The following is a 19,247-nucleotide window of genomic DNA, read 5'->3' as shown; positions in this document are numbered from 1 at the left end:
CTGGCTGGATCCCTCGTTAGGCCTCGTCCGAGTCGTACAGTCTGTCGCAGCGAGCGCGGAGGAACGGTTGCACCAACCTCGGATACAGGTGACGAGCAGATCGGCGAAGAGGCGGGGACCGCCAATCGGCACCACATGCCCGCACTGTGGCGGGTTCGCATGGTTCGATGTGGGCCTCGAGGTGGCGGATGCCAACCGCCCCGCGAAGGCGACCAACTGCCCGGGCTGCCGACAGGTCGTGAAGTTCTACGTGACGGGAGCGCCCGGTTCCGACGAGTGGGTCTGGATGCACCCCGACCCGCCCGGGACGGTGCAGTTGCGTGGGGATGTCATCGAGGCGCTGCAGGACCAGAACGCGTTGCTCGCCGAGGCGTACGCAGAGGCGGTGGCCAACGTGGTCGACCAGCGGTGGAGTAGCGCACTCGTCCAGACGCGACGGACACTGGAAGGCGTGGTCCGCTCCGTTCTCAGCACCAAGGACGATGATCACGCTCCGCTGGGCAACCTCCTCAAGTTGTTGGCCAACTTCGACGGTCTCGGTGATCCACTCGTCGCGACAGCGGAGGCGGTCAAGGACGGCGGCAACCTCGGGTCACACCTCGACCTACGGAAACCCGCCGACGCGCGACTCGCCCGGGACGCTCTGGAGCTACTGGAAGCGCTGGTGCAGTACCTCCTGATCCTGCCCGCGCGCGTCAAGGCTCTCCGCGACCACATCGAGGGACCAGGGCCGGATGCCCCTCGAGGAGGAAGCGCCGACGCCGAGTGACGGGACGGGGTCGACGTGACTTCGGTGCCGAGGGAACCCGCGGTGCGTGGTAGAGCCGCCGCGTCGACCTTACGTGGACAGCGAAGGGAGGCACCGTGAGTCTGGAGCAGGTAGGTCGCGCTGCGGAGATGCTCGAGGAACTCTGGCTGTCCGAGATCGTGCAGCAGCGTGCCTCCCGGCTGCTGTGGGACGAGCTACGTGGTCCCCTAGCTCGCTACCGGGTGGCGCCTTGGATCGAGGTGTGGTATCGGGACTCGATCCTGGCGGGCTGCCGCCGTCTACTGGATAAGGATGGGCGGGCCGTCAGCCTCGTCCGTGCCCTCCAACTCCTTCGCGATAACGCCCAGCACGTAACCGACGACTGGGTTGTGCAAGCCCGAGCCCAGCACGCCAACGACTACGTGAGGGGAGAGCTGGAACAGCTCGCACGAGCTGATCTGGAGTCCGTCGGTCTCATAGGCGCGTCGGGGCTGCAACTGGACCCTGCTGCAGTCGAGGAGAGCCTGGAACAGCTCGAGGTCGCAGGTCGCGAGATCCGGGTTCTCGCCACACGCATCGTGGCGCACCGAGACCCACAGGACAAGCCGGCTGTGACCGAGGTGCACGTCCAGACACTTCTGGACCATGTCGCAGACATCCACGCTCGCTGGTACCGCCTGGTCACCGGCGCAGAAGTCTCGCTCCGCGTCGACCATCTCGTCCGTGCGTCGGAGTTCGTGCTGGCGCTCAACCTCTACGACCGAAAGGCGTACCTGTTGGCCCTGAGTGAAGCGGAGCGACAGCTGGGTCCTGCGGCACCACCTGAAGCGTACGAGCACGTGCGCACGAGCGCCCGGGTTCGATATGAGTTCGGCTGATGGCGGGCGTCACTTCGTCGCGACGCGAGGTCGGCGTCAGCCGACAGCGCATCTGCCAGTTCGCGGCCCAGCATCGATCACACGTCGGCCGAGGCTGCCGGCGACGTCCGCGATCTGGCGTTCAAGCGAATTGCGAAAGTCGTTGTCACTGTCGGAGGCTCCCGACGGCCTTCTCTCTCGTGAGGGATGCGTGCCAGCGAGAAGGATGAGGGTATGTCGAGCACAGCCCCGGCGGAGGCCTCGCGGCGTGAGCGCGTGCAGGCGACGCTACGCGAGCGCCTCTCACGCCCCGCTCCGACCGTGTGGCTGTCCGGGCAGGAGGCGGCGGAGTACGTGGGCGTCTCGTGGCCAACCCTGCGCCAAGCGATCATCGAGCACTCCATCCCGCACGTCCGGCTAGGCACACGGTGGAAGCTGGAGGTCGCAGTCCTCGACGAGCACCTGCGCCGCATCGCGAGGGGATACGCGGGCGACTAGGTCGTCGTCGGGTCAGGCGAGGTCCCGGAGGGCGTCGTCGATCTCGGCGGCCGCCGGTGCCGACGAGGCCTCGAGCATGTGGGCGTACACGGTGTGGACGGTCGCGGGCGTATCCCCGATCCAGAACGCGACCTGCTCTGCCGAGTAGCCCTTGTCGATCATCCACGACACGTAGGTGTGACGGAGCCCGTGCGACGTGATGCGGGGCGCGCCGGCGTCCGAGCAGGCCTTCGAGAGGGCCTTGGTGAAGGCGGAGTGGTTCGCGGGTCGCCCCGTCGAAGTCTGGATCAGCCACCGTCCGATGAACTGCAGAGCATCGTGCTCACGGTCGTCGAGTGGCGGGATCGGTTCGACGTCACCCGCCTCTCGGCACAGCCGCTCGACCGTGCTGAGGGTCACCTGCGGAAGATCCACCGTCCGGAACCGGTGGTTCTTGGTCGCTCGGACGGTGCCGTCGTAGTAGCGGCGTGCGATGGTGATGCGGCGCCGACCGAGGTCGAGGTCGTGCGGAGTGAGCGCAGCGATCTCGCCGAACCGAGCACCGAGAGACATCTGCAAGAGAGCGACGTCGCGATGCCACCCTCGCATCTGCAGCAGCACATCGCGGGCCTGGGAACGCTCCAGCACGACCTGGGCGGGGCGCTGCCGCCGCGGTCGATGCTTCTTCGACCGCACCGGGCTGCGAGAGGTGACGTCGTCGGCGACCGCGGCGTTGAAGAGCGCCGAGCACGTGCGGTACACCGCGTCGGCCTTGGCCGCCGACACCGACTTGCGGATGGCGTTCAGCATCCGGGAGATGTCGGTCGGCGTGACGTCGGAGAGACGGCGATGCCCCAGCGCCGGGACGATGTAGAGGTCGAGGTTCGACTGGTGCCACTTCCGCGTCGAGGACGGCGCCTCGTCGTAGGTCGTCATCCACCGCTCCGCGTAGTCGCGCACCGTCACGCGCTTCGGCAGTCCGCCCGTGATGGAGCGGGCGCGCGTGACGACCAGCCAGTCGGCGGCCTCCTCCTTCGACGCGAACGTGCCGCTGTGGTTGACGCCGTCGATGGTGACCCGCGCCTGGTAGCTGCCGGAGGGGAGTTTGCGGATGCTCACGAGGTCGACCTTCCCGCGCCGTCATGTTCGTCGAGGACGCTACGCGACCAGGCGCCGTTTGGCACGGATTTGGCACGAGGCTCTGTGGACAACCAGGCCGCTCAAGCGCGATACCGTCGTAATCGCACGAGTTCGGGCAGCTAGGGGCGGTTTCGGGTGGCGCGCCCGGAGGGATTCGAACCCCCGACCAACGGATTAGAAGTCCGTCGCTCTATCCAACTGAGCTACGGGCGCAGAAGCCCGAGGGTAGCTCGGGGCGGCGATCCTCAGCCTCTGCGGCGGGCGACACCGAGCGCTCCGGCGATGGCGACGAACGCCCCGATGGCGGCGAGACCGCCGCCGGTGTCGGGCATGTCGTCGACCTCGCCCTGGGGGGTGGGGGTGGTCGGCAGTGCCGTGCCCGTGGGCGTCGGGCTCGGCGTGGGTGACGAGGTGGGCGTCGTGGTAGGTGTCGGTGAGGCCGTCCCGGTCGTCCCCGTCGGCGTTGAGGTAGCGGTCGGCTCGGTCGCACCGGCGCCGGTGCCGCCGACGGTGGGCGACGTGCCGGTCGTGGCCGGGGTCGGTTCGGTGGCCGTGCCCGTCGGACCGGGCGTCGGTTCCAACGTCGGCGTCTCGGTCGGGAACGTCAGGGTGGCGGTAGGACCTGGCGTCTCGACCGTAGCGGTGGGCGATGGAGTGTCGATCGCCGTCGGCTCGTCGTCGTCGGTGCTCATGACCCCGAGTCCGATCACCGCAGCCAGCAGGATGGCGGCGGCAGCGATGAAGAGCGCTTGCAGACTGCGCGTCACGGTAGGCCGGACCCCTCGTCGCGGACGGACGTCGGACCGAGCCTAGGCCACGGGACCCCTCGCTCCACGCACCCGGTGCTCGTCCGACCTCGGGCACCGTAGCGCAGCCGCCGCTGGCTGCGAAGATGCGCTCCACCGGTTCGCGCCCCTGCTCGCGTTCGGTGCTCGGATGGACGCGGAGAGTTCTAGGCCGTAGCCTCGGGTTCCGAGACCACTCGTGGGGGGTGGCGACGTGTCCGAACAGCACGAGTCCGTCGCGGCTCGGCTGGGCGGCGGCCTGGTAGAGGCGGCGGCCGCCGACGTCGGTTTCCTCCGCGAGGCCGCACGACGCCGTCGACTGACCATCCTCGCCGTCGTCCTCGGCATCCCCGCTCTGTACCTGTGGTTGCGCATCGTCGCTGGGGCCCCGTTCGACTTCTTCCGACTGCCCACGCTCCCGCCGGACTGGCCGATCTACCTCATCCCGATCGCCATCGTGCTGGCCCTCGGCGCGGCCGTCGCCGCACCGCTACTCAGCGGTCGGTCGCCCCACGTGCTCTACCGTCCCGAGGAGATCGAGGTCTCGTTCGAGGACGTCAAGGGACTCGACCCGATCCTCGACGAGGTGGTCAAGACGCTCAACATCTTCCTGGGCCACCGGCTCTACCGTGACCGGCTCGGCGGAACCCCTCGTCGTGGTCTGCTGTTCGAGGGCGCACCCGGCACCGGCAAGACCCACCTCGCCAAGGCGATGGCGCGGCAGGCCGGCGTGCCGTTCCTCTACGCATCGTCGACCAGCTTCCAATCGATGTGGTACGGCGCCACCGCCCGGCGCATCCGCAGCTACTTCAAGCAGCTCCGCAAGGCGGCGCTCCGCGAAGGTGGTGCCATCGGGTTCATCGAGGAGATCGACGCCATCGCCGGCCGCCGCTCGGAGATGAGCAGTGCCGTGTGGCAGGGCACCATCTCGCGAGCCGGAGGCTGCAACACGACGCCGGCCACGCCAGCGTCGCTCGAGGTCAACGCGTTCACGAGCGAGGGGACCGGCGGGGTCGTCAACGAACTGCTCGTCCAGATGCAGTCGTTCGACACGCCCCCGTTCGGGCACCGTGTCCGCAACCGGCTCGCCGACATGATCAACGCGTTCCTGCCGCCGCACCGCAACATCAAACGGCGCCCCGCCCCCTACCACAACGTGCTCCTCATCGCCGCGACCAACCGGGCCGACATGCTCGACCCGGCGCTGCTCCGTCCGGGTCGGTTCGATCGGCGACTGACCTTCGAGCTCCCCGCCAGGAGCTCTCGCCGTGAACTCGTCGACTACTTCCTCGACCGCAAGGCGCACGATCCTGGGCTCGACGAGGGCGAGGCGCGGGACCTCATCGCGGCCCAGACCTTCGGGTACACCCCGGTGATGCTCGGGCACCTGTTCGACGAGGCGCTCGTGCTGGCGCTCAAGGGCGGGCACGACGGGATGTCGGCGAACGACGTCCAGGAGGCGCGCCTCATCCAGGAGGTCGGGCTGAAGAACCCGGTCGAGTACACGGCGCGGGAACGGCAGGTCGTCGCCACGCACGAAGCCGGTCACGCCACCGTCGCCTACCTGGCAGGGACGCGACGCCTCGAGGTGCTGACGATCATCAAGCGCAGCGGATCGCTGGGGCTGCTCGCGCACGGCGACCTCGAGGAGGTCTACACCCGCACGAAGGCCGAGATGTACGCCCTCGTCGACATCGCGATGGGCGGCATGGTCGCCGAGGAGCTGTGGTTCGGCGAGGCGAGCACGGGCCCGAGCAGCGATCTCGCGTACGCCACCCGCGTCGCGTGCGAGATCGTCGGGTCGGCCGGGATGGGCTCGTCGCTGGTTTCGCTCGCCGCGGTCGAGAACAGCGCTCTCAACGACACCAACATCGTCGGTCGCGTGCTCGGCGACCGCGAGGCCCGCCCCGAGGTCGACCGCCTGCTCGCGACCGCCAAGGTGCGGGTGCGCGCGCTGCTCGACGCCAACCGCCACCTCGTCGAGGCGCTCCGGGACGCCTTGCTGGAGCGCGACGAGCTGGTCGGCGAGGAGATCTCCGCCGTCCTGACCGCAGCCGGTGCGCCCGTCATCGAGGGGCTGCGTCACGACCTGCGCACCGGCGACCGTCGCCGCCGCGACTGGCTCAGCCCGGCCGAGAACTGATCGGAGCGGGTGAAGGGGATTGAACCCTCATCGCCAGCTTGTCACAGGCACCACCTAGCGTTTCGGACCTCAACAGGGGGTCTGGGATGCGCAGATGCGGGCGGTGTGGCGAGAGCAAGCCGTTCGGTGAGTTCAACTGGCGCCGTCGGGAGAAGGGACAGCGGGACAACTACTGCCGTCCATGTCGGGCGGAGTACAAGCAGGAGCACTACGCCGCTAACAAGCAGCAGTACGTGCGCAACGCCACGCGTCGGAAGCGCCGCGAGCTCGAACGGAGGATGGTGTGGCTGGTCGACTACCTCCGTGGACACCCGTGCGTCGACTGCGGCGAGACCGATCCGGTCGTGCTCGAGTTCGACCACCTCGGGCCGAAGCGATGGGACATCAACAAAGGTCTACGAGACCACCGCTGGGAGGACGTGTTGGCCGAGATAGCGAAAGGCGAGGTCGTATGTGCAAACTGTCACCGCCGGAGGACCGCTGAACGGGGTGGCTTCCTTCGCGCGGCGGTAGCTCAACGGTAGAGCCTCGCCCTTCCAAGGCGATGACGCGGGTTCAACTCCCGTCCGCCGCTCCAGCGGCCGGTGATGTGCACCGGCCACTGCGGGGCGTAGCGCAGCTTGGTTAGCGCGCGGCGTTTGGGACGCCGAGGTCGCCGGTTCGAATCCGGCCGCCCCGACCGCATCGGTGTAGGCCAGCCTGTACCTCTGAGGTCAACAACGACCTACCTCGATGCCAGGCCCTGGGTTCGACATGCGCGCCCCGCCGTGCGAACCTTCGCGGTCGGCGTCCTCGGCCCCGGAACGCTGTGCGCGCCACCACCTCACCGACACCGCCGCGCCCCCGCCGCACCCCGAACCAGGAACGACCTCGCGATGAAGACCACCGTCGAGCGCCTCGACGACGTCACGGTCAAGCTGACCGTCGAGATCCCACCGAAGCGCGTCAGCCGTGCCATGAACGAGGCCGCGAAGCACCTCGCCCAGGGCGTCACCCTTCCCGGGTTCCGCAAGGGCAAGATCCCCCGCAAGGTCCTCCAGGCCCGTCTCGGCCAGGATGCCATCGTCCAGCACGCTATGGAGGACTCGCTCGGCGAGTTCTACGGCGAGGCCCTGCGCCAAGAGGAACTCATCGCGGTCGGCAACCCCGAGATAGACGTCAAGAACTTCGACGAGTCCGAGGGCGCCACGTTCGAGGCGACCGTGCAGGTGCGTCCCGAGTTCGAGCCGCCCGACCACACGGGGATCTCGATCGTGCACCCCGACTGGGATGTCGAGCACGTCGAGATCGAGCAGCAGATCGAGAACCTGCGCGAGCGCTTCGCCGAACTCGAGGAGGTCGACCGTCCCGCCCAGGAGGGCGACTACGTCACGCTCGATCTCGAGGTCCGGATCGACGGCGAGGTGCTCGAGAGCGCCACCGTCGAGGACGCGCTGTACGAGATCGGATCCGGTGGAGTCACCCCGAAGCTCGACGAGGAGCTGGTCAGCGTGACGGGCGGCTCCGACTTCACCTACGTCGACGAGCTGCCCGAGGAGTACCCCGAGCACGGTGGCGAGGAGGCCGAGTTCGCGGTCACCGTCAAGGACGTGCGCGAGAAGAACCTCCCCGAGCTCGACGACGACTTCGCGGCCACCGCGTCCGAGTTCGAGACCATCGACGAGCTACGAGAGGACGTCCGTCGCACCCTGCTCCGTCGCTCGGTGTCCCAGGCGCGCGAGCAGCTGCGGGCGCGGGTGCTCGAGGCCTACCTCGCGCGCGTCGACATCCCCCTGCCCGAGCAGATGATCGAAGCCGAGAAGGACTTCCGGCGCCGCCAGGTGGAGAGCCAGGCCGAGCAGTTCGGTCTGGACGTCGAGCAGCTGCTGCTGGCACAGGGCACCTCGCAGGAGGAGTGGGAGCGGACCGTCGACGAACGCGCGCACGCAGCCGTCAAGGCCCAGATCGTTCTCGACGAGCTCGCGCGGAAGCTCGAGATCCAGGTCAGCGGCGAGGACCTCGACGCCGAGATCGTTCGGCACGCGGTGCAGAACAACGTCAGCCCACAACAGATCGCCGAGGTCATCCGTCAGCAGGGTTCGGCCGGGGCCCTGGTCGGTGACGTGGTGCGGCGCAAGAGCATCAACGCGCTCGTCGAGGCCGCCGAGATCGACAGCGCGCCGCCGCGGGAGCTGCTGGTCGATCTCGGGATCCTCGCCGACGAGTCGGAGGGCTCGGACGACGGCGACGGTGACGAGGAGCTGCCCACGGTGACGGCCGGCGACGCCGACGCCCCCAAGCTCGAGGTCGCCACCGGCGCCGGCGACATCAAGCGCGCGGTCGAGGAGTCCACGTAGTCGCGGGGGTGATCGGGACCGGGCGGGCCGATCCGTTCGCACCGTTCCGGATGCGCCGGTGGTTGGACTGGTGGGCCTGGGTATCCTCGGCCGCGTCCCGTCTACGAAGGAGCACCGGGTGGCTGCTGATCGGCACGAGGTCCGCGCCCAGTACCTGATCCCGACCGTCATCGAGCAGACCAACCGGGGCGAGCGCGCGTTCGACATCTACTCGCGCCTGCTCCAGGAGCGCATCGTCTTCCTCGGCACACCCGTCTCCGACGAGGTCGCGAACGTGGTGATGGCGCAGCTGCTGCACCTCGAGTCCGAGGACCCCGAGAAGGACATCTCGCTCTACATCAACAGCCCCGGTGGGTCCATCACGGCGTTGTTCGCCATCTACGACACGATGGAGTACATCAAGCCCGACATCACCGCTATCTGCATGGGTCAGGCCGCGTCCGCGGCTGCGGTGCTGCTGGCGGCCGGCACGCCTGGCAAGCGCTTCGCGCTGCCGCACTCACGCGTGCTGCTCCACCAGCCATCCGGTGGTGGCGAGGGCCAAGCGGCAGACATCGAGGTCGTCGCCAGGGAGATCCTGCGCATGCGGGACCTGCTCAACGAGGTGCTGGCGGAGAAGACGGGGCAGTCGGTCGACCGCATCGCCAAGGACACCGACCGCGACTTCATCCTCACCGCCGAGGAAGCACGCGAGTACGGCATCATCGACGAGGTCATCCAGAGCCGGAAGTCACAGGAATCGGTGATGACTTCGGCGAGCTGATCCGGTCGCCGCAAGTCCGCGGCGGGCACGGCAGGGCTGAAGTACCATGACCCGGCGCCGTCACCCGGACGCCGGGCCGAGCCGGAACACGCGACATCGGGTGGCAGTAAGGGAGCAGGATGGGCAAGTTCGGTGAGGGTGGGGACCTCCTCAAGTGCTCGTTCTGCGGCAAGTCGCAGAAGCAGGTCAAGAAGCTCATCGCCGGACCCGGCGTCTACATCTGCGACGAGTGCATCGACCTCTGCAACGAGATCATCGAGGAGGAGCTGTCCGAGCCCTCCGAGCTGCACCTCGACGAGCTGCCCAAGCCCAAGGACATCTACGAGTTCCTCAACGACTACGTCGTCGGCCAGGACGGTGCCAAGAAGACCCTCGCGGTGGCGGTCTACAACCACTACAAGCGCATCCAGGTCGGCGCGGTCAACACCGACGAGGTCGAGCTGGCCAAGTCCAACATCCTGCTCGTCGGTCCCACCGGCTCGGGCAAGACCCTCCTCGCTCAGACGCTCGCGCGCCTGCTCAACGTCCCCTTCGCCATCGCGGACGCCACCGCGCTGACCGAGGCCGGCTACGTCGGCGAGGACGTCGAGAACATCCTCCTCAAGCTGATCCAGGCGGCGGACTTCGACGTCAAGAAGGCCGAGACCGGGATCATCTACATCGACGAGGTCGACAAGATCGCACGCAAGAGCGACAACCCGTCGATCACCCGCGACGTGTCCGGCGAGGGCGTGCAGCAGGCGCTGCTGAAGATCCTCGAGGGCACGGTCGCCTCGGTACCGCCACAGGGTGGACGCAAGCATCCCCACCAGGAGTTCATCCAGATCGACACGACGAACATCCTGTTCGTCTGCGGCGGGGCGTTCGCCGGCCTCGAGAAGGTCGTCGAGTCGCGCATCGGCCGCAAGGGCGTGGGCTTCGGTGCCGACGTCCGCGCCGCCACGGACAAGGACCTCGCGGCGCTCCTCGGTCAGGTCCTACCCGAGGACCTCACCCGCTACGGGCTGATCCCCGAGTTCGTCGGTCGCCTCCCCGTGGTCACGTCGGTCGACCCACTCGAGCGCGAGTCCCTCGTGAAGATCCTGACCGAGCCCAAGAACGCGCTCGTCAAGCAGTACGAGCGCTTCTTCGAGTTCGACGGTGTCGAGTTGACGTTCGAGGACGACGCCCTCGAGGCCATCGCCGATCTCGCCATCCTGCGCCAGACCGGCGCGCGCGGGCTGCGGGCGATCCTCGAGGAGGTGCTGCTCAACACCATGTACGAGCTGCCCTCCCGCGACGACGTCGGCCGCTGCGTCATAACGCGCGACACCGTGATGGAGAAGGTCAACCCCACGCTCGTGCCGCACGGTCGCGTCACGGAACTCGACGAGCCCACCGAACGCTCTGCCTGAGTCACCGCAGGGCCCTACTGGTCCCTGGCTACCCTCCGGTCGCGACGCGACGGATGGAACAAGCCCCGATGACGGAGCTCGCCAAGACCTACGACCCTCAGGCAGTCGAGGACGACCTCTACGCCGACTGGGAGTCGGCCGGTCTGTTCCACGCAGAGCCCGACGACCTCGGCGAGCCGTTCTGCATCGTCATCCCGCCGCCGAACGTGACCGGGGCGCTGCACATCGGACACGCGCTGACCAACGCGATCGAGGATGCGATGATCCGGCACGCCAAGATGGCGGGCAAGAACGCGGTCTGGATCCCGGGGACCGACCACGCCGGCATCGCGACCCAGAACGTCGTCGAGCGTCAGCTCGCCGAGGAGGGCCTCACCCGTGACGACGTCGGTCGCGAAGCGTTCGTCGAACGCGTGTGGCAGTGGCGCCAGGAGTACGGCGGCGTCATCCTCCGACAGCTGCGCAAGCTCGGCGCCGCGCTCGACTGGGAGCGTGAGGCGTTCACCTTCGACGAGCAGCGGTCCGAGGCGGTCCGCGAGGTGTTCGTCTCGCTGTACGAGCAGGACCTGATCTACCGCGGGAACCGCTTGATCAACTGGTGCCCTCGCTGTGCGTCGGCGCTGTCGGACATCGAAGTCGACCACGAGGACGTGGTGGGCGAACTCGTCCGATTCCGCTACCCGTTCGCGGATGGCGACGGCGGCATCGAGGTCGCGACCACCCGCGCCGAGACGATGCTGGGCGACACCGCCATCGCGGTGCATCCCGAGGACGAGCGCTACACGGACGTCATCGGCAGGGAGGTTCGCCACCCGTTCCTGGACCGCACCTTCCCGATCATCGCCGACGAGCACGTCGATCCCGAGTTCGGCACCGGGGCGGTCAAGGTCACGCCCGCACACGACCCCAACGACCATGCCATCGGCGAGCGCCACGGCCTCGACGTCATCGACATCATGACCGACGCGGCCACGATCAACGACGCAGGCGGGCGCTTCGCGGGCCAGGAGCGCTTCGAGGCGCGCGAGCAGGTCAAGGCGGCGCTCGACGAGCTCGGTCTCCTCGTCGAGGTGGAGCAGCACGAGCACTCCGTCGGCCACTGCTCCCGCTGCGGCACGGTCGTCGAGCCGCGGTTGTCGGACCAGTGGTTCGTCGCCGTCCGGCCGTTGGCCGAGAAGGCCATCGAGGCGGTCCGCGGGGGACGGACGACGCTGATCCCCGAACGGTTCGAGAAGCCGTTCCTCGACTGGCTCGAGAACCTGCACGACTGGTGCATCTCGCGTCAGATCTGGTGGGGTCACCGCATCCCCGCGTGGCACCACACCGAGACCGGCGACATCCGCGTCTCGCGGACCGACATCGACGAGCCCGGCTGGGAGCAGGACCCCGACGTGCTCGACACCTGGTTCAGCAGCCAGCTGTGGCCGTTCTCGACCTTGGGTTGGCGCAGACCCGGCGACACGACGCCCGAACTCGAGACCTGGTACCCGACCGCGATCCTCGAGACCGGGTACGACATCAACACCTTCTGGGTCAGCCGCATGCTCATGATCGGGCTGTGGTTCCTCGACGAGGTGCCGTTCCACGTCATCTACAACCACGGCATGGTGCGCGACCAGCACGGCAAGAAGATGAGCAAGAGCTTCGGCAACGTCATCGACCCGCTCGAGTTCATCGAGCGCTACGGCGCCGACGCGCTCCGCTTCGCGCTGTTCTCGCACTGCTCGCCGGGTTCCGATGTCCCACTGGCCGAGGAGTGGGTCGAGGGCGCTCGCCGCTTCGCCAACAAGCTGTGGAACGCCACCCGCTTCGCACTCGGGACGCTGGAGGGCACCCGCCCCGGCCCGCTCCCGGCACCCGACCGGCTCGCCCTCGAGGACCGCTGGATCCTCTCGCGGCTCGCGGCGGCGCGTGGAGCCGTCGATCGCGCCTACGAGACCTACGACTGGGCCCGCATCTCGGACGCGCTCTACCACTTCGCGTGGGACGATCTCGCGGACTGGTACCTCGAGGCGTCGAAGGTGCGCCTCTACGGCGACGACGAGGACGCCCGCGCGACAGCGCAGCAGGTCCTCGCCACCGTGCTCGACCACCTCCTGACGCTGCTGCATCCGCTGGTTCCGTTCGTCACTGAGGCGCTGTGGCGCGCGCTGACCGGCTCGGAGGGAGGCCGCAGCGCGCTGATGGCTCAGCCGTGGCCGGACCCTGTCGGGGTCCGTGACGAGGACGCGGAGCAGAGCTTCGGAGTGCTGATGGATCTCGTCACCGAGCTGCGCCGCTTCCGGTCCCAGAACGCGATCGCGCCCAGCGTGCGCTTCGACGCGAGCGTGACCACCGATGCACGCGCGTTGCTCGAACCGCTGTCGTCACTGGCGTCGTCGCTCGCCGGGGTGGGCTCGCTCACGTTCGTCGAGGGGGGACCCGACGACGACACCGGGGTCGCCCGGATCGTGTTCGGACGCGGAGAGGCGTACGTCCCCCTGGCCGGACTCATCGATGTCGCGGCTGAGCTCGAACGGCTGCGGAAGGAGCTCGACAAGGCCGAGTCGGAGCTCGAACGGGTCGAGGACAAGCTCGCCAACGATGCGTTCGTGTCGAAGGCGCCCCAAGACGTCGTGCAGGCCGAACGCGACAAGCGCGACAACTGGCAGCGGGTGATCGGCGAGCTCCAGGACCAGATCGCGGCGTACGAGTCGATGGACGAGTGAGCACCGCAGAGGAGCTCGCGTTCGACGCCGCCCTCGCCGATCTCGAGCGACGGGTACCGACACGGATGCTGCCCGACCTCGAACGCATCACCGCGCTCGCCGACCTGATGGGCGACCCGCAACGGTCCTACCCCTCGATCCACATCACGGGAACCAACGGCAAGACGTCGGTCGCCCGCATGACGACGGCGCTCCTCAGCGCGCTCGGGGTGGCCACCGGCACCTACACCTCACCGCACCTGCAGTCCATCCGCGAACGGCTCTCCGTGGCGGGCCGTCCGATCGACGAGTGGCGCTTCGGCGAGGTCCACGCCGAGCTGGCTCCGCTCGTCGGCCTGGTCGATGCGGACCGCCCCGACCCCGACGACCACGTCACGTACTTCGAGCTACTCACCGCGATGGCGTACTGGTGGTTCGCGGACCTGCCGGTCGAGGTGGGCGTCTTCGAGGTCGGTATGGGCGGGACCTGGGACGCGACGAACCTGGTCCGAGGGGACGTCGCCGTGCTGACCACGATCGATGTCGACCACCGTGAGCTCGGCGCGACCCCCGCTGAGGTCGCGCGCGAGAAGGTCGGCATCATCAAGCCCGGCGCCACGGTCGTCTCCGGGCAGCAGGCGGCCGACGTCATGCGGATCGTCCGGGACGCGGCGGCAGCCGCCGGGGCTGGTGTCCTCGTCGCGGGTGAGGACTTCGACGTGCTCGAGCGCCGCGTCGCCGTCGGGGGACAGGTGGTCACGTTGCGCGTCGGCGACCGCGTCGTGCGCGAGCTCGTGCTGCCGCTGTTCGGGGCCTACCAGGCGACCAACGCGGCGGTCGCCCTCGCCGCCTTCGCCGCGTTCCACAGGGACGGCTTCGCCGACCTCGCCGACGAGGTCATCCGCGACGCGCTCGGGGCGGTGCGGACCCCGGGGCGACTGGAGGTCGTCAGCCGCGACCCCACCGTCCTGCTCGACGGGGCGCACAACCCCCACGGTGCGAGGGCGACGGCAGCAGCGGTGGAGGAGGCGTTCACGTTCCGCAACCTCGTGCTCGTCGCGGCGTGCCTGCAGGACAAGGACATCGCCGGGATCCTCGCGCCCTTCGCCGAGATCGCGAACCACGTCGTCGTCACGGCGGCACCATCGGCACGCGGAGCGTCGGCCGCCGAGATGTCCGCCGCTGCGCGGACCACGTGGAGCGGGTCGGGCGTGATCGTCGAGGTCGCCGACGACCTCGAACGCGCGCTCGACATGGCCACCGGCGTGGCCGGCGAGGGCGACGGCGTGCTGGTGACCGGTTCGCTCTACACCGTCGGTGCAGCGCGCGACCGCTACGCGCCGTTGTCTTCCTGAACATCGGGTGGTGAGTCCGGCAGGATCTCGCTGACGCGGCCGCCCTGCTCGACGGCGGTGATCCGTGCCATCACCAGGTCGAGCGCCACGCCGCGATCGACCGGCGGCTCGGGCTCAGGCACCGCTGGTGCCGCCTCGACCGGTGCTGGCGTGGTCGGTGCGGCCTGCGGCGCGGGTGCCGGCGTCGCCGGGGGTGGTGGCGGGGGAGGCGGTGGCGGCGGGGGAGGTGGCGGCGGGGGAGGTGGTGGCGGGGGAGGAGGCGGAGGCGGTGGCGGCGGTGGCGGTGGTGGAGGCTGTTCTCCGGACGGCAGCCGGAACACCTGCGTCACCCAGTACCGCCCATCACGCAGCTCGACCCCGACCCCGACCTCGGTGAAGTCAGGCGAGAGGATGTTGGCACGGTGCGAGGAGGACGCCATGAAGCCGTCGTGGACGGCCCGGGGACTGCCGCCGACGCCGACGTTCTCGCCGACGCGCTGCCAGTTGCTGACCTCGCTGCCGAGGTTGGGGTTGTGGTGGAGGCGGTTCTGATCGGCCATGCGGACGCTGTGGCGACGCGCCACGTCGCGTAGATCGCCGGCCACCGCGAGCGCGGGCAGCCCGTTCGCGGCGCGAGCATCGTTCAGCAACGCCACCAGCTGCTGCTCGGCGCCGGCGTCTGCGGCGCTCGCTGGCAGCACCGGAAGCGTCGAGACGGCCACGAAGAGTGAGACGACGAGGGTCAGGAGGCGCCGCCGGCGGCGGGCGGGCGCGGTGCGGTCCAGGGGGGCCTCCTGATACGGGGCGGGACCCTAGTCACATCGACCCGGTCTCTCAACGTGGCGCGACCGCGATCGCGATCGCGGGCGTGCGTCCTCTGCTTGAACCTCACGGCAGCGCCACGCCTACCCTGCGCGCCCCGCCCCGACCGAGGAGCCCTCCCCGTGGCCGTCGAACGCACCCTCATCCTCGTCAAGCCCGACGGCGTCCGACGTGGCCTCACCGGCGAGGTGATCAGCCGCATCGAGCGCAAGGGCTACCGGCTGGTCGCCCTCGAGCTGCGCCAACTCGACCGGGACACCGCCGAGCGGCACTACGCCGAGCACACCGACAAGCCGTTCTTCAGCGAGCTCGTCGACTTCATCACCTCGGCTCCTCTGGTGGCCATGTGTGTCGAGGGCGACGATGCCATCGCCGGCATGCGCCAGCTGATGGGTGCCACCAACCCTCTCGACGCGAGCCCGGGTTCGATCCGTGGTGACTTCGCCACCGTCATCGGCGAGAACATCGTCCACGGCTCCGACAGCTCCGACAGCGCCGCCCGCGAGCTCGACCTCTTCTTCCCCGGACGCTTCTGAAGTGCCCACTCCGTCGATGCCCATCCACAGGCGTCGAACGGGGTCTTCCTTGGAGGTCGCCGTCGCGGCAAGGTGCCCACAGACGGCGAGGAGCCCGGGTGAACTGCGACGTCTGCGATACGGCCGTGCGGGTCCCGTTCCGGCCCGCGGCGATCGAGGTCCGGCCCGAGATCGGGTCACCCGAGGCTGCGGTCGAGCTCCTGCAGCCCCGTTTCGAGGGACGCGACCGCGAGTGCTGTCTGGCGGTGATGCTCGACACCAAGCACCGGCTCCTGACGGTCCGGACCGTCAGCGTCGGCTCGATCGATCACACGTTCATGGGCCCACGCGAGATCCTGCGGGACGCCCTCCTCGCCAACGCCACCGCCACGATCGTCGCGCACAACCACCCGTCCGGTGACCCTGAGCCCAGCCGCGACGACGAGCTCGTGACCCGGCGGCTCGCCGAGGCCGCGTCCCTCGTCGGCGTGGACCTGCTCGACCACGTTGTCGTCGCGGGTGACCGTTGGGTGAGCCTGGCCCGGCGAGGGGTCGTTTAGCCCCGGTCCGCTTGGCGTCCAACGGGGTGCGAGGCGGCTTGTCACACGCCCGTGGGACGCGTGTAACCTGCAGACTCACGTCGGGCCGGTACCCGGCCGTGCTACGTCTATCCCACACTCGAGCAGCAGGTACGCCCGTGGCTGGTTTCGGCAACACCTTCCAGTTCCTCGGCCGAGACATGGCCGTGGACCTCGGAACGGCGAACACGCTCGTCTACGTCCGGGGCCGCGGGATCGTCCTGAACGAGCCCTCGGTGGTGGCGATCAACACCAAGAACGGGGCGATCCTCGCCGTTGGGGCCGAAGCCAAGCGCATGATCGGACGCACCCCCGGCCACATCATGGCCATCCGACCGCTGAAGGACGGGGTCATCGCGGACTTCGACGTCACCGAGAAGATGCTGCGCTACTTCATCCAGGCGGTGCACCGTCGTCGCTTCCTCGCCAAGCCGCGCGTCGTCGTGTGCGTCCCCTCCGGTATCACCGGCGTCGAGCAGCGCGCCGTCGAGGAAGCCTCGATACAGGCCGGCGCTCGCGCCGCCTACATCATCGAGGAGCCCATGGCCGCGGCCATCGGATCGGGCCTGCCGGTCCACGAGCCCGCCGGGAACATGGTCGTGGACATCGGTGGCGGCACGACCGAGGTGGCGGTCATCTCGCTGGGTGGCATCGTCACCAGCCAGTCGATCCGCATCGGTGGCGACGAACTCGACGAGTCCATCATCTCCTACATAAAGAAGGAGTACTCGCTGATGCTCGGCGAGCGCACCGCCGAGGAGATCAAGATGGCGATCGGATCGGCGTTCCCGTTGCCGGACGAGCCGCACGCCGAGATCCGCGGCCGCGACCTCGTCTCCGGGCTACCGAAGACCATCATCGTGTCCGCCGAGGAGATCCGCAAGGCGATCGAAGAGCCGGTCAACTCGATCATCGACGCGGTCAAGAACACGCTGGACAAGACACCCCCCGAGCTCGCCGCGGACATCATGGACAAGGGGATCGTCCTCACCGGTGGCGGTGCGTTGCTCAAGGGCCTCGACGAGCGTCTGAAGCACGAGACAGGGATGCCGATCCACATCACCGAGAACCCGCTGTCGTCCGTGGCGATCGGCTCGGGCAAGTGCCTCGAGGAGTTCGAGGCCCTCAAGAAGGTCCTCATCTCCTCCTCACGGCACTAGCGATAGGTGTACCAACGCCGACGCGCGCGGGTCCTCCTCGCCATCCTGGTGCTGGTCGCGCTCGTGCTCGTCACGATCGACTTCCGCTCCGGTAGCGAGGGGCCGCTCGATCGGCTCCGGTCGATCGCCACGTCGGTCTTCGGACCCATCCAGGACGGACTGGCCACGATCATCCGTCCCGTCGGGGACGCCATCGACTCGGTCAGCAACGTGTTCTCGCTACGGGAAGAGAACGAGCGCCTGCGCGCCCGGCTGGCTGAGCTCGAGGAGCGCCGCCGCTCGTTCGACGACCTCCTCGCCGAGAACGACGAGCTCCGTGAGCTGCTCGGGATGCAGGAACGCACCGGCTTCGAGGTCATCCCCGCGAGGGTCGTCGCACAGGCGCCGTCGAACTACGAGCTGGTCGTCACGCTCGCCGTGGGCAGCAACGACGGCGTCGCCCGGGACATGCCGGTCATCAACCAGGACGGACTCGTCGGACGTGTCATCCAGGTCACCCCGTCCGCGTCGCGGGTCCTGCTCGCCATCGACCCCAACTTCGGCGCAGCAGCACGGGTCGCCACGTCGCTCGAGCAGGGGCAGATCGCGGGGCAGGGCGCAGATCTGATGCGCTTCCAGCCGTTCGACCCCGAGCTCGACATCGATGTCGGCGCCGAGATCGTCACCTCCAGCTACAGCAACGGCATCTTCCCGAGCGGGATCCCCATCGGTAGCGTGGCATCCGTGGGCGAGACCACGACGTTGCTGACCCGCGACGTCCTCGTGCGCCCGTACGTGGACTTCACCAGCTTGAACATCGTGCTCGTCGTCAAGCACGCCCCGATCGAGGAGCCACCTCCACTCGAGGGGCCCGTGGACGGCGAGTTCACGCCGCCCGACCTGCCCGATCCCTCGCCGTCCCCGGAGCCCACTGCGACGTCGACTGCGACCGAGACGGGCCAGTGAGGGTCGCCGTGACCGCACTGGTCCTCATCACGGCGGCCCTGCTCCAGACGACCCTGTTCCCCCATCTGACCCTGGCAGGGTTCCGTCCGGACCTGCTCCTGCTGGTCGTCGCCGCGTTCGCGCTGCGCGACGGGCCGCTCGTGGGTCTACGGGTGGGGTTCGCCGCGGGTCTGCTCTCCGATCTGCTCCTGCACCAGTCCGCGGTCGGGCTGGAGGCGCTCGTGCTACTCGGGACCGGGTACGTCGTCGGGGTCGCCCGTCCCTACCTCGCCCCGGAGTCGGTCTCTGCACCCCTCGTCGTCGCGTTCACCTCGGGCTTCGCCGCGACCGCCGGCTACGGCATCCTCGCCCGCCTGCTCGGCGATGAGCGCTTCACGACCGATCTGGTGATCCAGGCGTCGGTCTTCGTCGCGCTCTACAACACCCTGTTGACCCCTCCCGTCATGGCCGGCGTCCGCCGGCTCACGACCCGCTTCCCCACCGAGCGTGCGGTGCGCATCTGATACGAGTACGGGACATCGGCGGATGGGGTAACTTCCCCGCTCGCCTGACCCTCGCCCCGG

18 protein-coding genes and 3 tRNA genes are annotated in these 19,247 nt (G+C 68.9%); 17 read left to right on the top strand and 4 right to left on the bottom strand.

What is annotated here, in order from left to right; genetic code table 11:
• The first annotated feature begins 169 nt into the window (after window positions 1-169).
• The 3 genes from KY469_06265 (at window position 170) to KY469_06255 (ending at window position 2,103) form a co-directional block, all read left to right on the top strand.
• Window positions 170-769: a DUF4145 domain-containing protein gene (locus KY469_06265; GenBank protein ID MBW3662684.1), complete on the top strand. Its 600-nt coding sequence runs from the start codon at window positions 170-172 to the stop codon at window positions 767-769.
• Between the two features lie 95 nt (window positions 770-864).
• A complete protein-coding gene (locus tag KY469_06260; protein MBW3662683.1) occupies window positions 865-1,626 on the top strand; it encodes a hypothetical protein in 762 nt (253 codons plus the stop codon).
• 213 nt (window positions 1,627-1,839) lie between these two features.
• A complete protein-coding gene (locus KY469_06255; protein ID MBW3662682.1) occupies window positions 1,840-2,103 on the top strand; it encodes an excisionase family DNA-binding protein in 264 nt (87 codons plus the stop codon).
• A gap of 12 nt (window positions 2,104-2,115) precedes the next feature.
• Here KY469_06255 and KY469_06250 read toward each other — a convergent pair whose 3' ends face one another.
• The 3 genes from KY469_06250 to KY469_06240 form a co-directional block, all read right to left on the bottom strand.
• The gene (locus tag KY469_06250) at window positions 2,116-3,201 is read right to left on the bottom strand and encodes a site-specific integrase (protein ID MBW3662681.1); all 1,086 of its coding nucleotides are present in this window, start codon (window positions 3,199-3,201) and stop codon (window positions 2,116-2,118) included.
• A 157-nt stretch (window positions 3,202-3,358) separates the two neighbouring features.
• A tRNA-Arg gene (locus tag KY469_06245) sits at window positions 3,359-3,435 on the bottom strand.
• A gap of 32 nt (window positions 3,436-3,467) precedes the next feature.
• Entirely contained in the window at window positions 3,468-3,989 is a 522-nt protein-coding gene (locus KY469_06240) for a hypothetical protein (protein ID MBW3662680.1), read from the bottom strand.
• A gap of 232 nt (window positions 3,990-4,221) precedes the next feature.
• On the opposite strand from KY469_06240, the gene KY469_06235 reads away from it, so the two are divergent.
• The 9 genes from KY469_06235 to KY469_06195 all read left to right on the top strand — a co-directional run bounded on the left by KY469_06235 (window position 4,222) and on the right by KY469_06195 (window position 14,685).
• Window positions 4,222-6,150 (top strand): AAA family ATPase, encoded by a 1,929-nt coding sequence (locus tag KY469_06235; protein ID MBW3662679.1) that lies wholly within the window; start codon window positions 4,222-4,224, stop codon window positions 6,148-6,150.
• Window positions 6,151-6,236: 86 nt separating this feature from the next.
• Complete coding sequence (locus tag KY469_06230; protein MBW3662678.1) at window positions 6,237-6,674, top strand: hypothetical protein; 438 nt, start codon at window positions 6,237-6,239, stop codon at window positions 6,672-6,674.
• A tRNA-Gly gene (locus KY469_06225) sits at window positions 6,654-6,727 on the top strand. Before KY469_06230 ends, KY469_06225 begins: the two co-directional genes overlap by 21 nt.
• Window positions 6,728-6,754: 27 nt before the next feature.
• Window positions 6,755-6,829: transfer RNA gene (locus KY469_06220), tRNA-Pro, on the top strand.
• Window positions 6,830-7,025: 196 nt separating this feature from the next.
• Window positions 7,026-8,486 (top strand): trigger factor, encoded by a 1,461-nt coding sequence (tig, locus tag KY469_06215; GenBank protein ID MBW3662677.1) that lies wholly within the window; start codon window positions 7,026-7,028, stop codon window positions 8,484-8,486.
• Between the two features lie 118 nt (window positions 8,487-8,604).
• The gene (clpP, locus tag KY469_06210) at window positions 8,605-9,249 is read left to right on the top strand and encodes an ATP-dependent Clp endopeptidase proteolytic subunit ClpP (protein ID MBW3662676.1); all 645 of its coding nucleotides are present in this window, start codon (window positions 8,605-8,607) and stop codon (window positions 9,247-9,249) included.
• A 119-nt stretch (window positions 9,250-9,368) separates the two neighbouring features.
• Window positions 9,369-10,643, top strand: coding sequence for an ATP-dependent Clp protease ATP-binding subunit ClpX (gene clpX, locus KY469_06205; GenBank protein ID MBW3662675.1), 1,275 nt, complete (start codon window positions 9,369-9,371; stop codon window positions 10,641-10,643).
• Window positions 10,644-10,711: 68 nt separating this feature from the next.
• Window positions 10,712-13,351, top strand: a complete 2,640-nt coding sequence (locus KY469_06200) for a valine--tRNA ligase (protein MBW3662674.1) — start codon at window positions 10,712-10,714, stop codon at window positions 13,349-13,351.
• Window positions 13,348-14,685 (top strand): bifunctional folylpolyglutamate synthase/dihydrofolate synthase, encoded by a 1,338-nt coding sequence (locus KY469_06195; GenBank protein ID MBW3662673.1) that lies wholly within the window; start codon window positions 13,348-13,350, stop codon window positions 14,683-14,685. Before KY469_06200 ends, KY469_06195 begins: the two co-directional genes overlap by 4 nt.
• On the opposite strand, the gene KY469_06190 is transcribed toward KY469_06195, so the two are convergent.
• On the bottom strand, window positions 14,664-15,365 hold the full coding sequence (locus tag KY469_06190) for a CAP domain-containing protein (protein ID MBW3662672.1): 702 nt from the start codon (window positions 15,363-15,365) through the stop codon (window positions 14,664-14,666). The two genes, KY469_06195 and KY469_06190, sit on opposite strands and share 22 nt — an antisense overlap.
• Before the next feature lie 243 nt (window positions 15,366-15,608).
• On the opposite strand from KY469_06190, the gene ndk reads away from it, so the two are divergent.
• The 5 genes from ndk to mreD all read left to right on the top strand — a co-directional run bounded on the left by ndk (window position 15,609) and on the right by mreD (window position 19,187).
• Window positions 15,609-16,022, top strand: coding sequence for a nucleoside-diphosphate kinase (ndk, locus tag KY469_06185; protein MBW3662671.1), 414 nt, complete (start codon window positions 15,609-15,611; stop codon window positions 16,020-16,022).
• A gap of 98 nt (window positions 16,023-16,120) precedes the next feature.
• Window positions 16,121-16,561 (top strand): DNA repair protein RadC, encoded by a 441-nt coding sequence (radC, locus tag KY469_06180; protein ID MBW3662670.1) that lies wholly within the window; start codon window positions 16,121-16,123, stop codon window positions 16,559-16,561.
• Window positions 16,562-16,740: 179 nt separating this feature from the next.
• The gene (locus KY469_06175) at window positions 16,741-17,739 is read left to right on the top strand and encodes a rod shape-determining protein (GenBank protein MBW3662669.1); all 999 of its coding nucleotides are present in this window, start codon (window positions 16,741-16,743) and stop codon (window positions 17,737-17,739) included.
• A 6-nt stretch (window positions 17,740-17,745) separates the two neighbouring features.
• Window positions 17,746-18,684, top strand: a complete 939-nt coding sequence (gene mreC / locus KY469_06170; GenBank protein MBW3662668.1) for a rod shape-determining protein MreC — start codon at window positions 17,746-17,748, stop codon at window positions 18,682-18,684.
• Window positions 18,685-18,692: 8 nt separating this feature from the next.
• Window positions 18,693-19,187, top strand: a complete 495-nt coding sequence (gene mreD, locus KY469_06165) for a rod shape-determining protein MreD (protein MBW3662667.1) — start codon at window positions 18,693-18,695, stop codon at window positions 19,185-19,187.
• Window positions 19,188-19,247: the final 60 nt, after the last annotated feature.

This window comes from Actinomycetota bacterium, assembly GCA_019347575.1.
Classification (GTDB): domain Bacteria; phylum Actinomycetota; class Nitriliruptoria; order Nitriliruptorales; family Nitriliruptoraceae; genus JAHWKY01.
Note: the sequence above shows the minus strand (reverse complement) of the source record. Positions and strands in the feature narration are given on the sequence as shown.